This is a genomic window from Paenibacillus sp. YPG26, assembly GCF_023704175.1.
Lineage (GTDB): Bacteria > Bacillota > Bacilli > Paenibacillales > Paenibacillaceae > Fontibacillus.
Genome location: NZ_CP084530.1, coordinates 3,108,773 through 3,131,433 on the forward strand (window position 1 = coordinate 3,108,773; position 22,661 = coordinate 3,131,433).

Below are 22,661 nucleotides of genomic sequence, written 5' to 3' on the forward strand. Positions count from 1 at the left end.
TATCGGTCCCCAGCCAAGCGAACTTTAAGGAACTCTGCCCTCCTAGATAGCTTGCTCAGCGATATGTGTCTCGTTAAACGCCTTGGGGTTGAACCAGTCTCCGCTTTGTGCCCAGGTTGGGTCAAGCGGGACCCATTTCCCGGATTCACTCAGGTATACTTCATTCCATGCATGGGGGCCATACCCGCCCTGGCCGTTGTAACCAAGTCCCGTAATCACCTTTACCTTAAGCCCTTGTGAACGGGCCATCACCGCATACAGACGCGCATAATCAATACAGACTCCAAGCCGGGTATCGAATGTCATCTGCGGGGTCTGCTCATGCCAAATTTGCTTTTCTTCATAATCCTTCACTTTGTTGTAGTCATAGTTAACACGCGTTCCTACCCACGAATAGAGCTTGCGGGCCTTCTCCTCATCGGTTGAAGCCCCTTTGACCACAACAGCGGCAGCTTCGGTAATATTGTCCGGCACCTGTGCGTCAATAACCTCATACCTGCGCTGCATAATCCCGTTAAGCTCTTCTTCCACGCTGCGTGTAAATACAGGAAGCTTGTCTTTGATCAGACTTCCGGATATGGGCTCAATGATGGTATGCGCACCTTCGCGATAGACTGGTGAAGCTTCGACATAGCGGCTGAATTGGCTGTTCGGATACAGCGTCACAATAATGAACAGGGCCGCAATTACAACGATGCAGCGCGCCCCGCCAATCACAGCACCGATGCCAGCGCCCGTAAGTCTGCTTACTGCCGAAGAAGGTCTGTCCCTCTCCCTGCCGCCCCACCTGCTGAATACAGCCGATCTGCCGAAGATCAGCGCAGCAAGCAGACCAAGAAGGGAACGGATAATCCAGTATCCGATAATGAAGACCACGGCGAAGCGCATTAACGGGAACTCATGGATGGCTGTAATGAGCGTATAGTAGATCTGCTCCCATTTGCTCAAATCCCGTGCTGGCAGAGCAACCGCAGACAACCACTTCTGAACAAGCGGAGACAGCCACATGGCAAAAGGAATGGACAAAGCGATGCCCGCCAGAGACAGAACCCCCCCGCTTATCAGGGAGAACAGCCGTCCTGCGGATCTGGAACCGCCTCGAAAAAGTCCCTGCAGAACAGAGACCGTCATAATCAGAATTAACAGCAGATTGACAAAATTATAATTTTGAACATTTTGAACCCAGCCTTGCACGTTCAGCAAACCCCTCTCTTGATCGCTCGGACTCAAAACGGGTTGTTATTTCGAGTTCCCTTTAGCTGCTTGAATGAAAGCATTCAGCGCGTCGCTCCGGCTCCATTCGCCGAGAGATACATCCCGGAATGTAACTTTAACCTTATCACTATCAGCCGTCCCGGTGACTTCAAGATTAGGTGACTTGATCACAAAGGTCCCGTCCGGATTCTGAGTGAACTTGGCCTCCTTAGCCTCGCTGGTCATCATCTTGATCGCTTCACTTTTCACCGCATCGGTCGTTTGTGTAGTAAGAGTAGATGCTACTTGCCCCAGGTCTTTCAAGGAAATTCCACTGTATATGACCAAGAAGGCTACGATAACCAGGATCAGCCCCCATTTCACCACCGTCTTCACTAAGTTAACAATCAGCAGTAGAGCTGCCAAGGCAATTACAAACACCAGCCAATTTTGCTTGAAAAAATCAATCCAAACTTGCACGTCCATCCTGTTTATACACTCCTAATTAGGTCAATTTGTGGAGCCTGACCGGCAAAACGCCAAGTTGCTCTATATATTATACATGATGGCCACATCCGATGTCAGCCTAACCTCCAAGGAGGCTTTATCCAGTGAATTTATGGGAATATGGTGAAAAAACAGCATAAGTTCGTCCTTCCGAACGTAAAAGTATATGGATTGAGTGAACTCAAGCTGTCCAAGATGAATCATTGAATTACATACTAGTCAGCCGCATGAAATGTTCTTACGACCGCTGCGCTTCTCCAGAATCTTTCCACACTTTGCCTATAAGTAATTTTTAGATCAACTTATACATGCTTTCGAAGTAGTTTCACTTCACAAAACTTAAGCTCATGCTTTCGAAGTAGTTTTGCTACACAAAACTTAAGCCGATGCTTTCGAAGTGAGTTTTACTTCGTAAAACTTAAGCCCATGCTTTCGAAGTAGTTTTACTTCGTAAAACTTTAAGGAGGGACGGTATGAAGATCGCATTTTGGCTGTATTTCTTTATGTTCATCGCTTTTTTTGACCTGCATGCCCAGTATCCGATCCTTACACCGTTCGCTCTGTCTCTAGGCGCTGCCCCCACCTTTATCGGGTGGATGATGGGGATCTACTCGATTACTCATCTGCCGGGAAATCTGCTGGCTGGCCGAGGTGTGGACAGACATGGCAGCCGCCGCTATCTCATCTTCAGTCTGATCTCTGCAGGAATCATCCTGCTTATTCAGGCCCAAGTCACGGCTCCCTGGCAGCTGCTTGTGCTTCGTTCGCTCAGCGGCTTCGTGCTTGCCTTTCTTGCTCCAGCATGCCTGGCGCTTCTCGCCTCCCTCTCCGATGACCGGATCAAGCAGGGCAAGCTGATGGCCGGCCATGGCGTCATGCACACACTTGCCTCGGTGGTATCCCCGGCAGCAGGAGCATTCCTGGTTGCTAAGGCAGGCTTTGGATTAACCTTCCAATCCCTCGGCTGGCTTCTGATTGGAACCGGGATTATTGCTTTCTTCATAGTCCACGATCGTCAAGGAAGCAGCCCGGAATTGGCCCATCCCGTGATACATGCTTCCAGCAAAGAGTACTCCGGCTTTCGAGTGATTCCCATGAGATTCTATATGCTGCCGCTCTTTGTTGCCTGTGCCCAAGGAATCCTGTTCTTTGAGCTCCCTCTGCAGGCAGGCGGTCTATCGGGAATTCTGGATACCGGGATCTACTTTTCTCTGCTCAGTCTGGGGGCATTAGTGACCCTATGTATGCTTTTTCTGCACAAATACTCTCCCTACGTAAGAGCGACTGCAGGCGTACTTGGCATGGCGCTGGCGTTCTATTCCATGGCTTCTGCCTGGAATGTGCCTCTGGCCGTTTCTCTATTCTTTCTCGGCATGTCCAAGGGCGTTCTCTACCCGGCTATGGCTTCTCTCTTCATCGAGCTGAGCGGCGGCAAGAGACTTGGCACTGTCTTTTCCCTGCAGTCCATCTCCATGTCGCTTGGCGCCTTTCTTGGTCCGGTTGTGGCAGGACAGATCCGTCATGTCTTCTCTCCTTACTTCCTGGCCTTTCTCCTGCTCATGATTCTACTCATAACGGTTCCCCCGCTCCGTACCCGATCTGATTCAGCAAGCGGGACCAGCAAGACACCGACCACTGTCGTATAACCTAGAAAAAATCTGTGTATTTAGGCTACCGCACAAGACCATGCAAGGCTATGATCATATTCTGTTTATGTACTAACCACCACTTGGAGGCAGGTGAATATATCATGAGTCACGTAGGTCAATGCGGTCCTGGAGCAGGAGTTGGATTATTCTGGACATCTACAGGCACCATCCTTGTTCTGTACATCCTGCTTGTCATCATCCTTCGCACTCCATTCTTCTAAGATCATATCAACAAGAATATGCCAACATGACAAAAAGAGGCTTGCCGCTTAGGGCAGGCCTCTCTTTGGGCTTTGCATGGATATCGAAGTTAGGTTTACACTATAGAGGAAGCCAAGCATGTGAGGTGAGCCATCATTCCTGTATACATCATTGTTGAAGGCAAGAACGACCGCAGCAAGCTGCGCCGGGTGCTGAACGAGGAAGTCGAGATTCTATGCACCTTCGGAACCCTGAACACCCAGAAGCTTGAATCGCTCCGCAAGAAGGTCAAGGACGAAGAGATCTATCTTTTTATGGATAACGACCCTTCCGGCAAAAGAATCCGGGGCATCCTTAGAGACACCTTCCCGGATGCCGGGCACATCTATACCCGCCGGGGCTATGCCGGCGTGGAAGGCACGCCAGACGAATATATCATTCAGCAATTAGAAAAAGCCGGGCTGGAGGAATTCATTCTGTATCCTCCACCCGGCTTCTAGCGGACAAGTCGACTGACTTGTCCCTTTGTTATTCTTTGGCCAACCGTTTTGCTTCTTCTGCGATTTCCTTGGCGGTCACGTCACTCTTATAGTACTTGCGGTAGTTCCCTTCCCGGTCCACTAGCGCAATCAGGTCTGAGTGCGCAAAGTTGCCGTCCCGGTCTTTGTTAACGATGAACTGGAACGTATCCATCGCGAATTTGGCCGTCTTCTTCTCATCTCCGCGCAGGAAGTACCAGCCGCTGTAATCAGCGCCGAACTTATCCCCGAATTTCCTGATCGCTTCACGCGTGTCTCTCACCGGATCGAAGGAGATGGATACGAAGCTGATATCCTTGCCGAACAAGCCGTCTTTCTTGAGCTCATTCTGTATTTGAGACATCTTGAAGGTGGAAATAGGACATACGTCTGGACAATTGGTGAAGAAGAAATAAAATAGCCGAACCTTGCCATTGGTATCCTGCAGGGTAACCGTCTTCCCGTCCACATTCTCCATCGAGAAATCCTGAACAGGTCGAATGACGGGAATTTTGGGCTTGCTGTATGTATCCACCAGTAGATAACCAGCCAGAATCACGCATATGGCAAGCAGAATCCAGGTCCATTTGTACTTTATAAGCATCGTCAAAGCCAAACCTCCTTGTATAATCATCTTAAAAAAAGAATCCCATGCTGCCATGGGATTCTTCATTTCTTCGGTGACCGGCTTAATGATGAACAGTATCGAGAATCATCACAAGCAGGGTGATCATTAAATAACTGATGGAGAAGAGAAATACCTTCTTCGCCCAAGTATCTGTATCTGTCTTCTTACTGAACCCCATTAGAGCCATGAACAGCCAGATTACCGCTACGGCCTCGCCAATGATCAGGAACCATATGCCTGTGTAGCCATATGCATACATGAGCGGCGGAATCGGCAGCAGCAGCACCAGGTAAGGAATCATCTGGAATTTCGTTCTTCTAATTCCTTTAACCACGGGAAGCAGCGGGAAGCCGGCTGCCCGGTACTCTTCAACTCTGCGGATGCCAAGGGCCCAGAAATGCGGGGGCTGCCACAGGAACAGCAAAGCGAACAACAGGATCGCTCCAAGGTCAAGCTTGCCCGTAACGGCCACATAACCAATTACTGGAACGGCCGCACCAGAAATCGCACCCACTGAAGTACTCCACGTTGAAGTACGTTTCAGCCACATCGTGTAGATTCCTGCATAGACGACGAAGCCCACGATTCCACACAGTCCGGCGAGCAGCCCGGAGAAGGTGAACAGGACGCCGAATCCGGCAATGCCCAGGATAATTGAATACCACAGCACAACGGAAGGGGCAAGCTTTCCAATAGGAAGTGCACGGCCTTTCGTCCGTTCCATCTTGCTGTCAAGCTCGCGGTCATAGTAATTGTTGAATACGCAAGCTGAAGCCATAATCAGAACTGTACCAAGAAGTGTCATTAGAAGCTTTCCGTATTGTAAATCCCAACCGGATGCGAGCCAAAATCCTGCAAATGCGGCAATCAGGTTGGAGCGAAGGATTCCGGGCTTGGTCAGCGCTACAAAATCTCTCCATGTGGCAGTGTCGCCGGTCGGTGATGGTCTCATAGCTATAGCTGGGGAATCCGTAGGAGCAGTGTAACTATATTGTTTACCCACGCGGATTGTTCCTCCTTATTTGATCATAGCGGGACGAATTGTCGTCCTCTGCTATAAACTTTATCATATCAAAATGCTTAAGTGTTTGACAATTACCGGACAATCCGAGTCATTGTATGACAATTCGGTGACACAGATGGAGACATAGCTGAAGCCGGACACAGGGTCCGGCTTCAGCTCCATACGATTTATCTTAACTTGCCAACAATCTAGGACTCAGTCGACATGTGCACACGCGGAAATAATCACGTATGCTATTCAGGCATGCCTAGGCTTTGGGCAGAAAGCCCATTCTCTTTTGCACCTCGGCAAGGGTTTTGGCAGCGATCTCCTCCGCCCGCTCCGCGCCCTGACGCAGGATGCTGGTTATTTCCCCGGATTCCCGGATCTGGCGGTAACGCTCCTGAATCGGTTCAAGCTTGGCGACAATGACTTCGGCGAGATCCTTCTTGAACGGACCATACATCTGTCCTTCATAGCGCTTCTCCACCTCTTCAAGCGATAAGCCGGAACACTGGCTGTAAATACTGATCAGATTGCTGACCTCGGGCTTATTAGCCGGGTCAAACTTAACTTCGCGGCCCGAGTCCGTTGTTGCCCGGCTGATTTTCTTGCGGATCTCGGCCGGGGTATCCAGCAGCGCGATATAGCTGCCCGCATTCGGATTGCTTTTGCTCATTTTATTCGAGGCATCGTCTAACGACATCACCCGCGCTCCCACTTTGGGGATATACGGCTCCGGAACCGTGAAGAAATCGCCGTATCTGTGGTTGAATCGGCCCGCCAGATCACGCGTCAGCTCCAAATGCTGCTTCTGATCTTCACCTACCGGTATCAGATCAGCATTATATAAAAGAATATCCGCCGCCATCAGAGAAGGGTATACGAAGAGTCCGGCGCCTACGGAATCTTTGCCAGTGGACTTATCCTTGAACTGGGTCATACGCTCCAGCTCGCCCATGGAAGTTAGTGTTGTCAGAAGCCATCCGAGCTGGGCGTGCTGAGGAACATGGGACTGCATATACACATTTGCTTTATTTGGATCAATGCCCGCCGCGATGAACAATGCGGCTACGGACTCAGACTGCTCACGCAGGGCTGCCGGCTCCTGTGGCACCGTGATCGCATGGAGGTCGACCACCATGAAATTACAATCATATTCGTGCTGCAGCTGTACAAAATTCTGCATAGCGCCAATGTAATTACCCAAAGTGAGCTTGCCGCTTGGCTGAATGCCCGAGAGAACCTTTTTCTTCATTTCTAAATCCCCCTTATCATCTATACTGGTTACGCACACGCTACATATGCCGGACTCCAGAAAACACAAAAAAGCCCACATCCGAAAGGGACGTGAGACCGTGGTGCCACCCTAATTCGCTGCAGACTCTAATTGAACAGTCTTCAGCCTTAGTTATCCTGTAACGGGGAATACCGTACGAACATACTGGGACCCGCCTCCTTACCCGGCGCACTCCGTTCCTTTCGTCACTCCGGGGTCCATTCCTCATGAAGCCGCTTCACCGGTTCTCATCATCCACCGGCTTTCTGCAGAGAAGCCATCTCCAGAATACTTATCCCCATCAACGCGTTGCATAACTTTCAAGTTTATGTTTCCATATTAAATGGGCAAAAGCAAATCTGTCAAATCGGATTTTCCGTCCTTCAGCAAAAGTGTTATGATAGGTCTAGCTTTGAATTTTTGATTATAGTGGGAAAAGGAGCAACGATATGAAAAAAGTGACCAAAGGGCAATGGAACGGCTACGATACTTATATACTGCATAGCCGCGAACTTGAAGTCACACTGTTGCCACGGCTCGGGAATAATGTTATCGGCCTTACCGATAAAGTGCAGCAGCGTGAAGTGCTGCGGCGGCCCGAGGAGAACGAACTAGATTTTTATCTGCAGAAACCTTACCACTTCGGCATTCCTCTTCTCATTCCACCCGGAAGAATCCGTAGAGGACACTTCGAATATGCCGGACAACATTATCAATTTGATCGTAATACTGCGAATGACAACCATATTCACGGACTGCACCGCACCCAGTGCTGGCAGGTCAGTGATATTGAAGAAGATGAAGAAGGCTGTGCGATTACAACTGAATTCCTAACCTCCGATGATCCAGAGTGGATCAAGCAGTATCCGGTACCCCTCAAGCTTGAGATGACTTTGAGACTGCAAGGCTCCTCGTTATCCCAAAACTTCAAGATTACACAACTGGGCGATAAGCCAGCTCCCTTCGGCCTGGGACTGCATACTTGGTTCCTGCTTGATGGCCGTCCTGAGGATTGGACCCTACGTCTTCCGGTAACTGAGACCTATCTGCTTGATGAAGAGAATGTATCCACCGGTGACATGGCTCCTTTAGGCGAATTCGATCGTCTGAATACAGGCCTGAATCTGAAAGGTATAAACTTTGATACGATGTTCAGCATCGGCGGCAAGCCGGCGGAAGCGCTGCTGCAACGTGAGGACGGTTATGCCCTTCGCTATTCGGCTGATCCTGAATTCTTCAAGCATTGGGTCCTCTATACCAAGGGCGAAGCCGATCAATTCTTCTGCATTGAGCCCTATACATGGCTTCCCAATGCCCCTAACTTGAATCTTCCTAATGAAATCACAGGGCTCATTGATCTTCAGCCTGGACAGCAGCTTAATCTTCAGGTTAATTTGGATATCGTATACCCTTCCTAAGAGACTGACTCCGAGACGGTACCGCCAGACTGCGGCTCCGTCTTTTTTTATGATCTCCTCTTTTTGAAATCCCTCATTCCTCTAATATTTACCACCTCTTATACTTTGATGTCGTGTGCATATTTTAGAAGTCTGAAACCATACTAACATCACTAAGGTCAAAGGAGGTGACAAACATGGCAGGTTCAAATAACCGTGGCGGAAGCCGTCGCAGTAACAACCTTATCGTTCCTCAAGCAAATCAAGCGCTGCAACAATTGAAATTCGAGGCAGCTCAAGAGCTTGGAGTAACTATCCCTCAAGATGGTTACCTTGGTGATAACACTTCCCGTGAGAATGGTTCCCTTGGGGGCTATATCACAAAACGTCTGGTGCAATTGGCAGAACAGCAATTATCGGGTCGTTCTAACCTATAATTTGCGTTCTATCCTTACTTTGATATAAGACAGGCGGTCTGCTCTATGCAGGCCGCCTGATCTTGTTGTATGATCCCGATACTTACTTAATTATTATTAGATAGCTGCTTGGTCATGCCTCTGTAATTCTGCTTGCGCCGATTAGGCATTAAGCCTGACCGACCGGAAGGTTAAGTTCTAGTTAGGTGTATTTGAATGAAGGTATCTTCGAACTAGGATTGCTCTTGGTATGTATGTGTTGTCTCTTTCCTTGGGTAACGAATCATCAGGTTGGCCATGTTGTAATTGGATTCAAGCGTGGCGTCCACGATAACCATTTCCTTGCGAAGCGCGAATTCAAAACTGATCTCGCCGTGCGTCCAGCTGCGTTTGAAATTGAGTGATTCAATCGCCATTTTTCTAAATAAAGCTTGTTGTACTCCAGTAAGTCCTTGCATCTCGCCTGATAAATATCCATTTCTCCCACTAATCGGATTCTGCCGGATACCGAATTTGCCGATAACATTGTTCCGGATCTGTACAAACACCGTCCCCGAGGTTAGTCCTGTCAGCTCCCCCTCAAGTTCTCTAAATACCAAATCTAACTGTCTTGCTAATGAAAATTGATCTGTCTTCACTTTATCCACCCTTTCTCCCCCTTATAACTCCTTACATCACCCCAATATAGGGCTTATGTCTCATTATATTCCATTCTTATAGACCCATCAACAATATCCAGAAAAGTTGGGTAATTATACCTATGCATATATAATTTTCAATTTATTCATCTCTTAACATTCGCCATTAGTCCTTAATATACGACAAAAAACCGCCCCAACAGACAGACATAATCTGACGCTGGAGCGGTGGATAACCATCTATATAAGTTATATGACTCTAAAATCTATTCTGTCATTTCCAGGAACATCTCCACATCGGCAACAGCCAGGGATACAGCCTCCTGCCAGAAATCCGGCTGAGTCAAATCCACATTCAGATGCTTCCTGGCCAGATCCTCGGCCGTCATCCGGCCGGTATCGCGCAGCAGCGCATCGTATTTCTCTGCGAAGGCCTCGCCTTCACGCTGTGCGCGGGCAAATATCCCTGTACTGAACAAATACCCAAAGGTATACGGGAAATTGTAGAAAGGCACATCCGTAATATAGAAGTGGAGCTTGGAAGCCCAGAAATGCGGATGGTAAGAAGCCAGTGCTCCCTGATAGGCTTCTTGTTGAGCTTCCACCATGAGTGCGGAGATCTCCTCCGCATTCAGCAGGCCATCCTTCCGCTTCTCATAGAAGCGGGTCTCGAACAGGAAGCGTGCATGAATGTTCATGAAGAAGGCGACACTACGCTGGATTTTGTCTTCGAGCAGTATAATCTTCTCTTCTTTGCCAGCCGCCTTCTTCACCTGAGCATCCGACAGAATCATCTCAGCAAAGGTGGAAGCTGTCTCAGCCACGTTCATGGCATAGTTCTGATTGAAGGGAGGCAGATCATTCATAACATGCTGATGATAGGCATGACCCAGCTCGTGAGCGAGTGTGGACACATTGGAAGCCGTGCCGCTGTATGTCATGAAGATTCTTGTCTGCTTGCTTTCGGTTAAAGAAGTGCAAAAGCCGCCTGGACGTTTGCCGTTCCGGTCCTCGGCTTCAATCCAGCTCTTATTGAACGCGTCTACGGTGAACCCGGCGAGTCTCGGACTGAAGTTCCTGAACTCCCGCACGATCTCCTCAGCCGCATCCTGATAATCAATCTTGGTATCCACCTTGCCCAAGGGAGCTTCCACATCTGCCCAACCAAGGCGTTCTACACCTAGCAGCTTGGCTTTGCGTTCCAGATACTTTACGAATACCGGCTTGTTCTGTGTAATTACGTTCCACATTGTATCCAGCGTGGCCTTGGACATCCGGTTAATACTGAGTGGTTCTTGGAGAACCTGATCCCAGCCGCGGTTCTCATACAGCTTCAATCGGAAGCCGGCGAGGCGGTTAAGGGTATCCGCACAGTAATCACTTACCTCTTCCCACGCCATCTCCCATTTCCCGAATACCTCTTCACGGACATCGCGGCTGCGATGGTGCAGCTTGTTGTGTGCCTGGCCTGCGGACAGAGCAACCTCTTCCCCATTCTCCTCGCGGAATGGAATACTTACCTTGCTGACTATCGTATCGTAATGCTCTCCCCAGCCATGGTACCCGTCTACGGCCAGATCCAGTATCAGACTCTCCTGCTCTGGAGGCAGCTTCTCACGGCTTCGCTCGCGGCTCTCATTCAGTGAGAAGGCAATCGGCGCAATCTCGGGCCGCTCCATCCACTGTGTGAACACCTCATCCCCGGTTGCCCGGAGAATACCTTCGAATACAGCGGCAAGACCCTCCACAGCAGCCCTGAGTGAGGTAACCTTGCCAGAGAGCTGCACTGCCTTCTTATCGGCTGTATCCTGGGCGGTCAGGCAGCCTACATAGCTTCCCGCTTCCTTGATCCGGGAATAGGCGCTCTGCAGCGATTCAATGAAGCTGTCCAGCGATGCGGTATCCTGAACCGTCCTGGGTACTTCCAGTCCCTTCACTTGCTGCTTAAGCTTCTCTACATCCTGTTCCAGCTTGCTTAGAAAAGCTCTGAACTCTGGTGAGGAGGATCCACCCGGGAACAAGGATTCCAGATCCCAGGTCAAGGAGAGAGGTTGTTTGAGTTGTGTCATACTATCCATGCTATCCACCCTTTCTAACGTGTTGATTGAATAGAGGCCAAAAGTGTATAACTATTATATTAGCCCATGGGCACACAAGGAGGAGCCAAATGAAACCATTACAAATCTCAGCCGAAACCGCGGTTAAATTAGCCGAGAAGCTCGGAGTCCCTTTGGAGAACCTTATGCATATGCCGCAGCATATTTTACTGCAAAAAATTGGTGAGCTTGCAAAAGAAGATGCGGGTTCAGGCGACAAGCCGAAATCATGATTCCTTTCGAGAAGGCACTTCCCTACGATATACTAATGGGAGACATCTATGTGCAGGAATGCCCTTTCTGCGGCAGCGAGCATGTGCTCCTACCCATGAAGCCGAATGAAATCCAGAGCGTCCGTGAAGGCAAGAAGAAGCTTCTTGTCTTCCCATGCTGTCATACCCGGCTTACGATTCTGGACAGCGATTCAGATTATCTTCTAACCAATAAGATTGTTCGCAAATGATGGCTTCCATACCTACGGACGGGCAGGTGAATCACTGCATGAATGCAGCGGTCCTCCTGCCCGTCTTAAGCTGTAGAATTTAAGTCTGCATTTCCTCGGGAATCTCCATCTTCGCCGCCAGCATATCCTCTCTGAGCACTGCCCATTGTTCCCTGGAAGCCCGGATCATCGCCGCATCCATAATCTTCTTATCATTAATTACGCGGGAGAACCAGCGCACAGCCTCAGAATACTGGCCCAGACGTCTGTTCAATTCCCCGATCAGATACATTAATCTGGCATCATTCGCCCCCGCTCCCTCGAGCTCATACACACGAACATAAGATTCCAGGCTGAAGCGTAAGAAACGCGCCTCCTGCTCCTTCAACTCCTTGTACCGGTAGAGCCAGGCGATATGATGCAGCAGACTGGAAATAATACGTTCCTTCTCATGGATGGCCTGAGCACAGAGCAGCGCAAGCTTGTAGGTCTCAAGCGCCGTATCCCAATCTCTTGGACCGCCGAAGTCACGAAGCGCAATCCGGCTGCCAATCTGCTTCTGGAAGTCAGCCCGCTGAGTCTCCTTCAGCCGCTCGTCAAAATTCTCGGAGAATGCAAAACCGCAGGATGGACACACACGGACTACATAAAAGTCAGGATTGTCCTTGGCATAATAACGGCAGAAATCCGTATCGGTCTTCACAGCTCTCTTGAAGCTTGGTCTAACCCTTGATGTTGTAAATTCATGTTCGCATTGAATACAGGTTACCTTAATTGTATAGAGCGGCTCTAATTCCAATGTGCCATTCTCCCTTTCGTTTATCCATTTAACTGTAGTAAGAAGCCGTTGATATCCGGAGACGAAGGAGGTTGCTCCCGCTCCTGCGGTGCCAAGTTCCCCTTTCGCCTACGTCTCACATGCATGTTATTGCCAACCGGTGTCTTAATCAGACGTGTTCACAAAGTGATGGGCAGGTCCCGACAGACGCTGGAGTATAAAAGCCTGAAGCGGGTCCTCCACCCCGATCTCATGCAGTGCCGAAGCCATACAGGAGAGCCAGGCCTCCGCCCGCTCTTCAGTTATTGGAAAGGGTAGATGCCTTGCGCGCATCATGGGATGCCCGTATTGATCGGAATACAGTGGCGGTCCGCCGAAGAACTGGGATAGGAACATGAACTGCTTGTCCATAACAGGAGTGATATCCTCCGGGAACAAAGGGCCCAGACTCGGATGAGCCTGTACTTTGGGATAGAATGCCTCAACCAGCTTACGGAGGGTCTCCTCTCCGCCAAGATTCTCATATATAGACAGACTTGGATTGAAATTCATCGAATATTCGCCAACTTCCTCTAAAGTCTTAAGAGCATGAACAAAGAACAAAAGTCTGATGTTCACTCCCTAATCGTACTGTACCATTATACCAAAAAAAGGTCCCCGGTGGTCGCCCACCTTATACACAAAAAAAGACGCTAATGAGCATTAGCGTCCTGTGGCAATCAAGTTATTAATAGCTTCGCCAATCCTCTTCACCGGAATGGACAAGAGAGGCGCGTATAACATACACAAAGGCGCATACGAGAACACCGGCGACAAAACTCATATCCATCACTCCATCCATATGAATTGATTCGGGCCGAAAGGTCGGGCGCATCTTGTATTTGTATTTTATCATAACCTTGCGAAAAAAACAGCCCAATCTGTAATCGCTTTCTCGTGTTTTTTGTACTGTTTGTCCATAGAAATTCATATGTCTATTCTATAAGCTGAGGCATGATCTAGGGGGCCATACGTGCATGATGTTGAAAAAATGGGGTGTTCTGCTCCTGTTAATAGGCTTAACCTTGCTGTTCGGGCTAATGCTCACCTACCCGGACTCTTCCTGGAAAGCGGCGGTCCGCGGACTCGCCATCTGGTGGGACGTGCTGTTCCCGTCCCTCTTCCCCTTCTTCGTCATCTCGGAGATGATGCTTGGTTTCGGTATCGTGCATTTCCTGGGCATGCTCCTTGATCCCCTAATGAAGCCTCTGTTCCGCATTCCGGGCAGCGGCGGATTCGTGGCGGCCATGAGCCTGGCCTCCGGTTATCCGGTGAGTGCCAAGCTAACCTCCAAGCTTCGGGAGCAGCAGCTGATCACCCGGGAGGAAGGGGAACGGCTGGTCGCCTTCACAACTACGTCAGATCCGATCTTCCTCATCGGCGCTGTCTCGGTTGGCTTCTTCCATAACCCGCAGCTCGCAGGCACACTCGCCGCCGCTCACTATGGGAGCTCGCTGCTTGTAGGTCTGCTCATGCGCTTCCATGAGCCTGGGGCTGCCCCGACTCCCACCGCGCCTGGAACTCGAGCCGGATTCAGTCTCCGGCCGGCTCTGAAAGCCATGCATGAAGCGCGGATGGGAGATGACCGTTCCTTCGGCGAGCAGCTTAGACAGGCCGTGATCTCGGCGCTGCAGCTCATGACAGTCGTAGGAGGCCTGGTCGTGGTCTTCTCCGTACTGCTCGAGGTGCTTAGCGCATCCGGACTTATGACGCAGCTGTATGAGCTGATCCGGCAGGTCCTCTCTCTTCTTCATCTACCCTCTGCGCTTGCCGAGCCTCTTGTTGGAGGCGGATTTGAGGTGACGCTAGGTGCTAAAGCCTCAGCCGCGGTTCCCGCTTCCGTTCCGCTGGCCTTCAAGGCTGCAGCTGCGGCCTTCATCCTGTCTTGGGCGGGCTTGTCCGTCCATGCTCAAATTGCGAGCATCTTGAGCGGAACGGGGATGCGTTACTTTCCGTTCCTGCTGTCAAGAATCATACACGCGGTGCTTGCCGCGCTCTTGGTACTAATCTTGTGGCCGCTTACCGGTCCCGATACGGAGGTATTCCTAAGCTTCGGTGATCCTCTCCTATCGAAGCCCGGGTGGAGCGGGCTGCCTTCCGCTGGTCTTCTTATGCTGCAAGTCTTGTCTCTACTGCTTATTTTGTCCTTTTTCATTCATCTCATTCAGCGGCTGTGGAACAAGCCAAAGGCCTCAAAATGGAAATGAAACATTGTTTTCTGTCCTATAATTGATTATGATCGGTACAAGACATAAGGCAAAGGAGCTTTCATCTTGAGATATTACGTTCTTGACCGCGGAGATCAATTATCTGTCGAGTTAAGTGAGCAATTTCATAAGCTGGCGGCCGAAAATGGATTTAAAATGGATGCCGAATCCCCGGAGATTGTTATTTCTATCGGTGGAGACGGAACGATGCTGCACGCCTTTCATTCTTTTATTGACCGGATTCCCTCAATTGCATTTGTCGGGATTCACACGGGCCATCTCGGCTTTTATGCCGACTGGAAGGCTAACGAAATTCCTGAACTGATTCAGCTCATGGTAGGCCACAAGACTCCTGAACAGCCAAGACCCCGAATTGTCAACTACCCTCTGATCGATATCCAGGTGCAGAAGAAGTCGGGGACTTCGTCATATATTTGCGTTAATGAGTTCACTCTCAAGGGAGTCGATGGGACAGTCGTCGCACAGGTTGATATTAACGATCAGCAGTTCGAGATGTTCCGCGGCGATGGAATATGTGTATCTACGCCGGCTGGAAGCACGGCCTATAACAAGAGTCTAGGCGGAGCGATCATTCACCCCTCTATCGAGGGGATGCAGATTACAGAGATCGCCTCCATCAATAACAGGGTATTCCGGACTGCCGGTTCGCCGCTGGTGCTGCCCAAGCATCATCACTGTGACATCTATTCCCGGAAGGATCAGCGGCTGATGCTGACCATTGATCATATCAACCACCCTGTCGATGATCTGATCTCGGTGCGCTGCCAGGTTGCCAAGCAGAAAGTAAGCTTTATCCGGTATCGACCATTTCCTTTCTGGAACCGGGTGCGCAATGCCTTTATGGGTTAAGACGGTATAGGCTGCATATGTTACGCCAATGATCACGGATCATTGGCTTTTTTGCTGTTCATAAGCTGTATCAGACGGACTGGCAAATTACGTGTAATGAGGCTATATGTAAGCATGTTCTTACTTCCCGTTAAGGGGTCAATCTTGCGATCAGCTTGTATCAGTCTCTTCCAGTTAAGTATGGAAATTTATACAAAAATAATCGTAGACTTTAATGCCCAGCAGTGGTATAAACGATCTATCTGTTCAAAATTGACCGTAAGGAGTGCTCCACTCGTGAAACGTATTACTTCCGCACTAAGTGTACTTGCTCTATCTCTGGCCCTATCTCTGCCGGCCAACGCTGCACCCAAGACTATACAGGTCTATATCGACGGCAGCCCAATTAGCTTTACTGCTGGAGCCCCATACACCCGGCAAGGCACGACTCTTGTTCCGTTCCGCGCTCTCTTCGAGAAGCTGGGACTTCAGGTGGATTGGAATGCGAAGACTCAGACGGTGACAGGCAAGAAGAAAGACCTTGCAATCGGGCTGACAATCGGCAGCAACCGGGCCACAGTTAACGGCATCGTCAAGAAGCTCTCCCTTTCCCCGGTCACTGTGAAAGGAACTACCTACATTCCCCTCCGGTTCATTGGTGAAGCATCGGGTGCCGATGTGGAGTGGGACAGTGACTCGAATTCCATTTACATTTATACGGCCGCATCTAAGGCCCTCGATGAACAGCAGATTCGTGGACTGCTTGATCAGAGCATTGAATACTTTAACAGTAAAGACTTGGCTAAAGTATTAACACTCACCTCTTTTGATTCTCCGCTTAGAGATGAGGAAGAGTCCATGAAGGAGCACGCCGAGACCTACCTCAAGACCAGCAAGATCGTGGATTTCGATATCATTAATGTAGATTCCAGAATGGGTGAAGCCGTTGTTCAGACAACCGAAGAATCCACCCGGACCGGAGGCTTCTATACCCCGGATAGCCGAGCTGATTATATATACACCTTGGTAAAGGAGGAGGGAGCGTGGAAGATTTACAGTGTTGAGTCTCAGTATGTGGAATACTTCATATCCGATGAAGCCTTGACAGGAACCACCAACATCCCGTCTGCTGACGAGACCAGCTTGAAGCAGCTCATTGATACTTATTTCAACTCTCTCAATGACAAGAATGTGGATGTTCTATTCTCTACACTTGATCCAAGTATCGCAACAGACGAATTTAGGGACTCCTTCATCTCTTACTTCAAAGATAACGAATACAAAACTTCCTTATCCAACTTCAAAGTTATCTATTATACAACCAATCAAGCTGCCGTCTATTTAGAAGAGAAGATCGCTTATACAATTGACAATGAAACTTATGAAGATACCTACAAAGACGTCTTTGTTGTAGACAAGTCCCAGTCGGGCAAATGGCTAATATCAGCTACCTATTCTTTGGATGAATAATGAGTAAAGGAAGACAATTCATATGACTAAATTCTCAATCCGCAAGGCACTTATCAGCGCAACGCTTACACTCTCTCTGCTCCTGCTTCCAGGTGCTGCATTTGCCGCCGACAGCCAGCAGACAGCTTCCACCGCCGGATCTTCGGATGCTGCCCAGGCTTCCGATTCCCAGCTTATACAGGAAGTGCTCGACTATATCAGCAAGTACAACGTATCGGGTGTGAAGAAGGAGGAACTCATCCGCGCGGCAATTGAAGGCATGATCTATCAGCTGGATGATCCCTACACTTCTTATTTCACCGCGGACGAGCTCAATCAGTTCCAGAATTCCATCAACCAGGATTATGTGGGGATTGGAATCACTCTGTACTTTGAGAACAGCAAGCTGAAGGTGGACAGTGTCATATCCGGATCACCCGCAGATAAGAGCGGCATCCAGGCCGGGGATATCATTACGAAGATCAACGGAGTTCCTGTAACAGGGCCCGAGACGGCAGCGGAGCTGGCTGGCGAAGAGAACACCAAGGTTACAGTCACGGTGCAGCGCAGCGGCATCACCAAGCTTTTCACTGTGACCAGGGCGGAGATATACCTCCCTACCGTTAATGCGGCCATTAGTGACAGCGGAATCGGTTATATTCAATTGACCAGCTTCGCCGAGAATGCGGATGAGGACTTTGCCGATGCCCTTAGCAACCTGAAGGCCTCCGGTATGAAGTCGCTCGTTCTGGATCTTCGTGACAATGGAGGCGGTTATATTGATACCGCCAGCAACATTGCGAAGCATTTTATAGACAAAGGAATCCTGATGTACACCCAGGACCAGAGTGGGCTATTAGTACCCCAAGTCATCACGGGTGGAGTCAAGCTCGGCGTTCCCGTAGTCATTCTTACGAATGAGAATAGCGCCAGCGCTTCCGAGATTTTGACGGGTGCGCTTCGGGATAACCACGTTGCCACCACAGTGGGCACTACAACTTATGGCAAAGCCCGCATTCAGAACGTAATCTCTCTGTCTAACGGAGATGCGCTCAAGCTGACTACAGAAAAGTATTTGACCCCATCCAGGGAGGACTTTAACGAAATCGGACTGAAGCCTGACTTTGAAGTGAAGAACCGTACGGCCCAGCTGCTCACCGCCTTCTCTCTCGCAGGCATGAAGAAGATCAGAGTCAGCGGGGACAGCCGTTCACTTCAAGTTGACGGAGAGTCATTTGACGGGACACTGGATACGATTAAGAAAGGGAACTCCATCTATGTTCCGGCACGTGTGCTTACATCTCTGGTGCTGGGAGAAGTGGATTGGAATGCCAAGGACAAGAAGATTATCGTTACGGACGGTGCTGGGCGGCGGAGTGGCTTCACTGTGGTCTCGAACCAGGTTATTTTCCACAAGGAAGAGAGTTATATTGAAATCCATGCCTTTGTGAAGAAATACCCTTCGCTAAAATGGAGCTATAGCCAGAACAAGCTGACGCTCAGCACACCCTAAGGCGTCCAATAACAAAACGGTTCCCGATTATTCGGGAACCGTTTTGTTATTGGGTGTATTCTTGCCGATGGATTCTGATTCCTGCACGGATTCTCCCACCACAGTCTGACTCTTGGGTAGAGGCTCAACGGATTGGGGTTGAGATTGGGATTGGGATTGAGCTTGAGCAGGCTGTTCAATCTGATCCTTAACGCGGCTCTGAGCCTGTCCGGATTTGGGAGCGGTTCTCTTCGCCTCAGGTCCATCTGCTGGCTTGTCCTTCGACTGTTCTCTAGGTTCCGAGGGATCCTGGATTGCCGCCTGCGGTTCACGGGGAGCCTCCTTCACTCTTTGGAGCACAAAGTAAGGACAACCAAAATTACAATATTCATTAATGTAGTCCATAATCCCGGAGATGGAGGAGTCCTTGTTCACTTTGGGATGATTATCCCGGTAGAACCCCTTCAGACGAAGCTGATTATAGCCCCAGTCTCCGATAATATAGTCATACCGTTCAAGCACATCGCTGTATCTTTGCTTAAATGCCTCAGGGTCCCAGCCATTTCTGTTCTCCTGAATTACTTCGTAACTTTTGCCATTCACCTGGATCAAAAGAACGTTCCTCCTCTACTTCCCTTAAGCTGTCGTATGAATGCCTTCCTTATTGCTTTTGGCCGACTTGACCTGCTCATGGGCATGGTACGAGCTGCGGACAAGAGGTCCGGATTCCACATGGCTGAAGCCCCGCTTCAATCCTTCTTCCTTGAGCTTCACGAATTCCTCAGGACGATAGTATTTCTCTACATCCAGATGCTTCGGAGAAGGCTGCAGGTATTGACCGATGGTGAGGATGTCGACATTCACCTCACGCAGATCATCCATAGCCTGGAGAATCTCATCCCATTCCTCACCAACGCCAAGCATAATGCTTGATTTCGTCGGGATCTCAGGCTGCATCTCCTTCGCCTTCTTGAGCAATTCCAGTGATCGGCGGTACTTGGCCTTAGCCCGGACGCGGTCAGACATCCGCTCAACCGTCTCGATATTATGGTTCAGAATGTCAGGCTTCGCATCCATGACGATCTTCAAGGAATCCGTATCACCCAGGAAGTCCGGGATCAGAACCTCGACACTGCAGAGCGGCAGACGACGGCGTATCGCGTGAATGGAGCCGGCAAAAATCTGCGCTCCCCCATCCTTGAGATCATCGCGGGCCACACTGGTAATTACGCAGTGCTTCAGATTCATGTTCTCGGCGGCTTCTGCCACGCGTTCCGGCTCTTGGAGATCAAGCTCTGTAGGCATTCCTGTATTCACCGCGCAGAAACGGCAGGCACGTGTGCAAATGTCCCCTAGAATCATAAAGGTGGCTGTCCGGTTGGCCCAGCATTCATATATATTTGGACAGCGCGCTTCCTCGCACACCGTATGTAGTGTCTTGGAACGCATCATTTTCTTAATGTCCTGATAGTTCTCTCCGGTAGTCAGTTTAATCCGAATCCAATCCGGTTTTGGCTCTTTCACTTGTTTAGACAAGGGGCTGACCTTCCTTCTTTTATAGTTCAATCTGTTAACTGCCCATTATTATACCATGAATGAAATTGAAATACTTCTCAGAATAAAATAACTTGACTTATTCCATATTAAAGGAATCAGACTTACAGCCTGAATTCATTACCCCTCAGGCAGCAGGAGGAGGACATACTGCGTGCATAACCGAAGTTCATTTACGAGCCGGACCCGATCCATTCTTATTGGCATGCTGGTGCTTACCCTGATCTTGGGTACCCCGGGTTCATTTGCAGAAGCAGCAGAAGCTCCGGCCCCTATGGCACAAGACAAACCGCAAAACCCATACCTGGCCCGGCGCCATCTCTACGAGGAAATGGGCAGTCTCTTGCACATCCCCTGGTATCGGCTCGCGGCCGTAGACCAGTATGAACGAACTCTGATTCCCAGCTCCAAAACGGGCAAGCCCGAGGAGAGATTAACCGGTCTGACCATTCCCCCTCCTGTATGGTCAGGCTGGACTAACCCCGATCCCGAAGACAAGAATCCCGTGTCGATTGCCCTGTTCGGCGGAATGGGGAGGGATGCCACAGGAGATGGAATTGCAGATCCCAAGAATGACAGGGATGCGCTGTTCACAATGGGCCGTTATATCACAAGCTATGGGTATGATGAGGATGATTTCCGTATTGCTCTATGGAAATACTATCAGAACGACCGGGCTGTTCAGCGAATTAGTCAATTTGCCCGCATATATGAAGCATTTGACCGCCTCGATCTGTTCGAGAACGCATTCCCGCTGCCGATCTCCAGCGGATACAGCTACAAGGATACTTGGGGGAACTCCAGACATTGGGGAGGCTTCCGGATTCACGAAGGCAACGACTTGTTCGCTCCATATGGAGTCCCTGTTCGAAGCGTCTGCTATGGCATAGTGGAGATTAAGGGCTGGAATCCATTTGGCGGCTGGCGCGTGGGGATCCGCGATCTGAATAACAGGTATCACTACTACGCTCACTTGAGCGGATTCGCCAAGGACATCCATGTAGGTGATTTAATGAAGCCGGGTCAGGTTATTGGCTGGGTCGGAAGCAGCGGGTACGGGCCTCCGGGAACCCAAGGCAAATTCCCCCCGCATCTTCATTTCGGGATATACCGTGACAACGGGAGAAGCGAGTGGGCATTCGATCCCTATCCGCTGTTGAAGCGATGGGAGAATGCCGAAAGAGCCCGTCTTCGCCGTAAATAAGCAGGCGCCCTCCATTTAGGAGGGCGCTTCTTCCGGCTGGGGCTCTGGGACTCTGAGGCTCTGGGTGTTTTGGGTGTTTTGGGTGTTTTGGGTGTTTTGGGTGCTTTGGGTGCTTTGGGTGCTTTGGGTGCTTTGGGTGCTTTGGGTGCTCTTGGTGCTCTGGGTGTTTTGGGTGCTCTGGGCGCTCTGGGTGCTCTGGGAGCTGTGGGTGCTTTGGGAGCTCTTGGTGCTTGGGAGCTCGGCGTCCCGCCGGTTAGGCACCGGGTACCCCGATTCAGCCCATTTACCCCGAAGGATGCGCCGGAAGAGTAATATTCGGAGCATTCGGACTGTTCTCGCCAACCGGGTTGCCGTTATTATCATAATAATAAGTCGGTACATCTCCAACCACCAGCAGATAAGAGACCGGAATCTCGGTCTCCACAGACTGGGGAACCATATCAAAAGGAACCACGACAGACACCTCCGTCTTCACCCGCAAGTACACCTCCACGAGAATCATATTAATTCCCGCATTCTGCCGCCGGGTATTCAGATCAACCTTTACATCACTCTTTGGTTCTATCCGGAACGGAATTTCGGGACCGAAGGAAGCCAGAATCGGACTTCCCAGCGCTTGACCGAGGGGAATAGTCTCGGACAGCTTCGAGATCCGTTCCAGGGTGGACTGAACCGTATGAATGGTGTCCGAGGTGATCTTCATATGGGCTGAATAGTTCAGAACGAAGCCTTTTATTTTACCGGTATCATCGGTCTTCCATTCAATTAAGTTATCGAACTGCTTCTCGTCCTTCACTTGGGCCGTAATCGCCTCATTAATCGACTCTGTAGCGATCTGCTTCACCCTGACCTTGGCCAGATTGCTGATCGGTTCCCTCATCTGACGCTCGACATACAGGAAGAATTGCCCAAGGCACACACCCACGATGATCACCCAGATCAGCCAGACCTTCCGCCTGCCGATCCTCTTCCTCCGCCGACGGCTGTGCCATCTTCGTCTTCTCCACACGGACAAGCCCCCCTACTGCGGTCAATCTTTCTCTGTCACACACCCAATTTTTCTCTGATATACAGCTTGAAATGAATCCTCGTTATCAGAGGTTCGTTCCATAAAGATTATG

Annotated in this window: 26 protein-coding genes and 1 other annotated feature; of the genes, 13 read left to right on the forward strand and 13 right to left on the reverse strand. The window is 49.9% G+C overall.

Annotation, left to right across the window (positions count from 1 at the left end):
- Positions 1 to 42 precede the first annotated feature (42 nt).
- Complete coding sequence (locus LDO05_RS14765) at positions 43 to 1,131, reverse strand: transglutaminase domain-containing protein (protein ID WP_251378740.1); 1,089 nt, start codon at positions 1,129 to 1,131, stop codon at positions 43 to 45.
- A 108-nt stretch (positions 1,132 to 1,239) separates the two neighbouring features.
- Positions 1,240 to 1,680 carry a hypothetical protein gene (locus LDO05_RS14770; RefSeq protein ID WP_251376131.1) on the reverse strand — a complete coding sequence of 147 codons (441 nt, stop codon included), beginning with the start codon at positions 1,678 to 1,680 and terminating at the stop codon, positions 1,240 to 1,242.
- A gap of 494 nt (positions 1,681 to 2,174) precedes the next feature.
- Here LDO05_RS14770 and LDO05_RS14775 point away from each other — a divergent pair, with 494 nt between their 5' ends.
- The 3 genes from LDO05_RS14775 to LDO05_RS14785 all read left to right on the forward strand — a co-directional run bounded on the left by LDO05_RS14775 (position 2,175) and on the right by LDO05_RS14785 (position 4,051).
- On the forward strand, positions 2,175 to 3,347 hold the full coding sequence (locus LDO05_RS14775) for an MFS transporter (RefSeq protein ID WP_251376132.1): 1,173 nt from the start codon (positions 2,175 to 2,177) through the stop codon (positions 3,345 to 3,347).
- A 104-nt stretch (positions 3,348 to 3,451) separates the two neighbouring features.
- The gene (locus tag LDO05_RS14780) at positions 3,452 to 3,571 is read left to right on the forward strand and encodes a sporulation protein YjcZ (protein WP_251376133.1); all 120 of its coding nucleotides are present in this window, start codon (positions 3,452 to 3,454) and stop codon (positions 3,569 to 3,571) included.
- Positions 3,572 to 3,706: 135 nt separating this feature from the next.
- Positions 3,707 to 4,051 (forward strand): toprim domain-containing protein, encoded by a 345-nt coding sequence (locus tag LDO05_RS14785; protein ID WP_251378741.1) that lies wholly within the window; start codon positions 3,707 to 3,709, stop codon positions 4,049 to 4,051.
- A gap of 28 nt (positions 4,052 to 4,079) precedes the next feature.
- Here LDO05_RS14785 and LDO05_RS14790 read toward each other — a convergent pair whose 3' ends face one another.
- The 3 genes from LDO05_RS14790 to trpS all read right to left on the reverse strand — a co-directional run bounded on the left by LDO05_RS14790 (position 4,080) and on the right by trpS (position 6,958).
- Positions 4,080 to 4,679 (reverse strand): SCO family protein, encoded by a 600-nt coding sequence (locus LDO05_RS14790; protein WP_481856996.1) that lies wholly within the window; start codon positions 4,677 to 4,679, stop codon positions 4,080 to 4,082.
- 79 nt (positions 4,680 to 4,758) lie between these two features.
- Entirely contained in the window at positions 4,759 to 5,649 is an 891-nt protein-coding gene (gene cyoE / locus LDO05_RS14795) for a heme o synthase (RefSeq protein ID WP_251378743.1), read from the reverse strand.
- Positions 5,650 to 5,968: 319 nt separating this feature from the next.
- A complete protein-coding gene (trpS, locus tag LDO05_RS14800; RefSeq protein ID WP_251376134.1) occupies positions 5,969 to 6,958 on the reverse strand; it encodes a tryptophan--tRNA ligase in 990 nt (329 codons plus the stop codon).
- An 83-nt stretch (positions 6,959 to 7,041) separates the two neighbouring features.
- Positions 7,042 to 7,293 (reverse strand) — a binding site (T-box leader).
- A gap of 135 nt (positions 7,294 to 7,428) precedes the next feature.
- Between trpS and LDO05_RS14805 the strand changes: the two genes are divergently transcribed.
- The gene (locus LDO05_RS14805; protein ID WP_251376135.1) at positions 7,429 to 8,397 is read left to right on the forward strand and encodes an aldose 1-epimerase; all 969 of its coding nucleotides are present in this window, start codon (positions 7,429 to 7,431) and stop codon (positions 8,395 to 8,397) included.
- Positions 8,398 to 8,573: 176 nt separating this feature from the next.
- Positions 8,574 to 8,813 (forward strand): alpha/beta-type small acid-soluble spore protein, encoded by a 240-nt coding sequence (locus tag LDO05_RS14810; RefSeq protein WP_127200107.1) that lies wholly within the window; start codon positions 8,574 to 8,576, stop codon positions 8,811 to 8,813.
- A gap of 212 nt (positions 8,814 to 9,025) precedes the next feature.
- Here the strand turns inward: LDO05_RS14810 and LDO05_RS14815 are convergent, their stop codons facing one another.
- Together LDO05_RS14815 and LDO05_RS14820 are read right to left on the reverse strand one after the other, a co-directional pair.
- Positions 9,026 to 9,430, reverse strand: coding sequence for an O-methyltransferase (locus LDO05_RS14815; protein WP_251378744.1), 405 nt, complete (start codon positions 9,428 to 9,430; stop codon positions 9,026 to 9,028).
- Between the two features lie 266 nt (positions 9,431 to 9,696).
- Positions 9,697 to 11,499, reverse strand: a complete 1,803-nt coding sequence (locus tag LDO05_RS14820) for a M3 family oligoendopeptidase (protein WP_251378745.1) — start codon at positions 11,497 to 11,499, stop codon at positions 9,697 to 9,699.
- Positions 11,500 to 11,597: 98 nt separating this feature from the next.
- Here LDO05_RS14820 and LDO05_RS14825 point away from each other — a divergent pair, with 98 nt between their 5' ends.
- Together LDO05_RS14825 and LDO05_RS14830 are read left to right on the forward strand one after the other, a co-directional pair.
- Positions 11,598 to 11,759 (forward strand): YycC family protein, encoded by a 162-nt coding sequence (locus LDO05_RS14825; protein ID WP_251376136.1) that lies wholly within the window; start codon positions 11,598 to 11,600, stop codon positions 11,757 to 11,759.
- Positions 11,756 to 11,989 (forward strand): hypothetical protein, encoded by a 234-nt coding sequence (locus LDO05_RS14830; protein WP_251376137.1) that lies wholly within the window; start codon positions 11,756 to 11,758, stop codon positions 11,987 to 11,989. The genes LDO05_RS14825 and LDO05_RS14830 overlap by 4 nt, the downstream gene beginning before the upstream one ends.
- 79 nt (positions 11,990 to 12,068) lie before the next feature.
- On the opposite strand, the gene LDO05_RS14835 is transcribed toward LDO05_RS14830, so the two are convergent.
- From LDO05_RS14835 to LDO05_RS14845, 3 genes are all read right to left on the reverse strand, one after another.
- Positions 12,069 to 12,767: a DUF2225 domain-containing protein gene (locus LDO05_RS14835; RefSeq protein WP_251376138.1), complete on the reverse strand. Its 699-nt coding sequence runs from the start codon at positions 12,765 to 12,767 to the stop codon at positions 12,069 to 12,071.
- A 144-nt stretch (positions 12,768 to 12,911) separates the two neighbouring features.
- A complete protein-coding gene (locus LDO05_RS14840; RefSeq protein WP_251378746.1) occupies positions 12,912 to 13,298 on the reverse strand; it encodes a globin domain-containing protein in 387 nt (128 codons plus the stop codon).
- A 175-nt stretch (positions 13,299 to 13,473) separates the two neighbouring features.
- On the reverse strand, positions 13,474 to 13,641 hold the full coding sequence (locus LDO05_RS14845) for a hypothetical protein (protein ID WP_251376139.1): 168 nt from the start codon (positions 13,639 to 13,641) through the stop codon (positions 13,474 to 13,476).
- Positions 13,642 to 13,762: 121 nt separating this feature from the next.
- On the opposite strand from LDO05_RS14845, the gene ylbJ reads away from it, so the two are divergent.
- The 4 genes from ylbJ (at position 13,763) to LDO05_RS14865 (ending at position 18,803) form a co-directional block, all read left to right on the forward strand.
- Positions 13,763 to 14,992: a sporulation integral membrane protein YlbJ gene (gene ylbJ, locus LDO05_RS14850; protein ID WP_251376140.1), complete on the forward strand. Its 1,230-nt coding sequence runs from the start codon at positions 13,763 to 13,765 to the stop codon at positions 14,990 to 14,992.
- A gap of 66 nt (positions 14,993 to 15,058) precedes the next feature.
- The gene (locus LDO05_RS14855; protein ID WP_251376141.1) at positions 15,059 to 15,862 is read left to right on the forward strand and encodes an NAD kinase; all 804 of its coding nucleotides are present in this window, start codon (positions 15,059 to 15,061) and stop codon (positions 15,860 to 15,862) included.
- A gap of 276 nt (positions 15,863 to 16,138) precedes the next feature.
- A complete protein-coding gene (locus LDO05_RS14860; RefSeq protein ID WP_251376142.1) occupies positions 16,139 to 17,311 on the forward strand; it encodes a copper amine oxidase N-terminal domain-containing protein in 1,173 nt (390 codons plus the stop codon).
- Positions 17,312 to 17,333: 22 nt separating this feature from the next.
- Positions 17,334 to 18,803 carry a S41 family peptidase gene (locus tag LDO05_RS14865; protein WP_251376143.1) on the forward strand — a complete coding sequence of 490 codons (1,470 nt, stop codon included), beginning with the start codon at positions 17,334 to 17,336 and terminating at the stop codon, positions 18,801 to 18,803.
- Positions 18,804 to 18,830: 27 nt separating this feature from the next.
- Here the strand turns inward: LDO05_RS14865 and LDO05_RS14870 are convergent, their stop codons facing one another.
- Together LDO05_RS14870 and lipA are read right to left on the reverse strand one after the other, a co-directional pair.
- A complete protein-coding gene (locus tag LDO05_RS14870; RefSeq protein ID WP_251376144.1) occupies positions 18,831 to 19,394 on the reverse strand; it encodes a YutD family protein in 564 nt (187 codons plus the stop codon).
- A 24-nt stretch (positions 19,395 to 19,418) separates the two neighbouring features.
- Positions 19,419 to 20,318, reverse strand: a complete 900-nt coding sequence (gene lipA, locus LDO05_RS14875) for a lipoyl synthase (RefSeq protein WP_251376145.1) — start codon at positions 20,316 to 20,318, stop codon at positions 19,419 to 19,421.
- A 223-nt stretch (positions 20,319 to 20,541) separates the two neighbouring features.
- On the opposite strand from lipA, the gene LDO05_RS14880 reads away from it, so the two are divergent.
- Both LDO05_RS14880 and LDO05_RS14885 read left to right on the forward strand, forming a co-directional pair.
- Entirely contained in the window at positions 20,542 to 21,540 is a 999-nt protein-coding gene (locus LDO05_RS14880) for a M23 family metallopeptidase (protein ID WP_251378747.1), read from the forward strand.
- 87 nt (positions 21,541 to 21,627) lie between these two features.
- Positions 21,628 to 21,852 carry a hypothetical protein gene (locus LDO05_RS14885; protein WP_251376146.1) on the forward strand — a complete coding sequence of 75 codons (225 nt, stop codon included), beginning with the start codon at positions 21,628 to 21,630 and terminating at the stop codon, positions 21,850 to 21,852.
- Here LDO05_RS14885 and yunB read toward each other — a convergent pair.
- Entirely contained in the window at positions 21,824 to 22,549 is a 726-nt protein-coding gene (gene yunB / locus LDO05_RS14890) for a sporulation protein YunB (protein ID WP_251376147.1), read from the reverse strand. The genes LDO05_RS14885 and yunB overlap by 29 nt on opposite strands.
- Between the last annotated feature and the right edge of the window lie 112 nt (positions 22,550 to 22,661).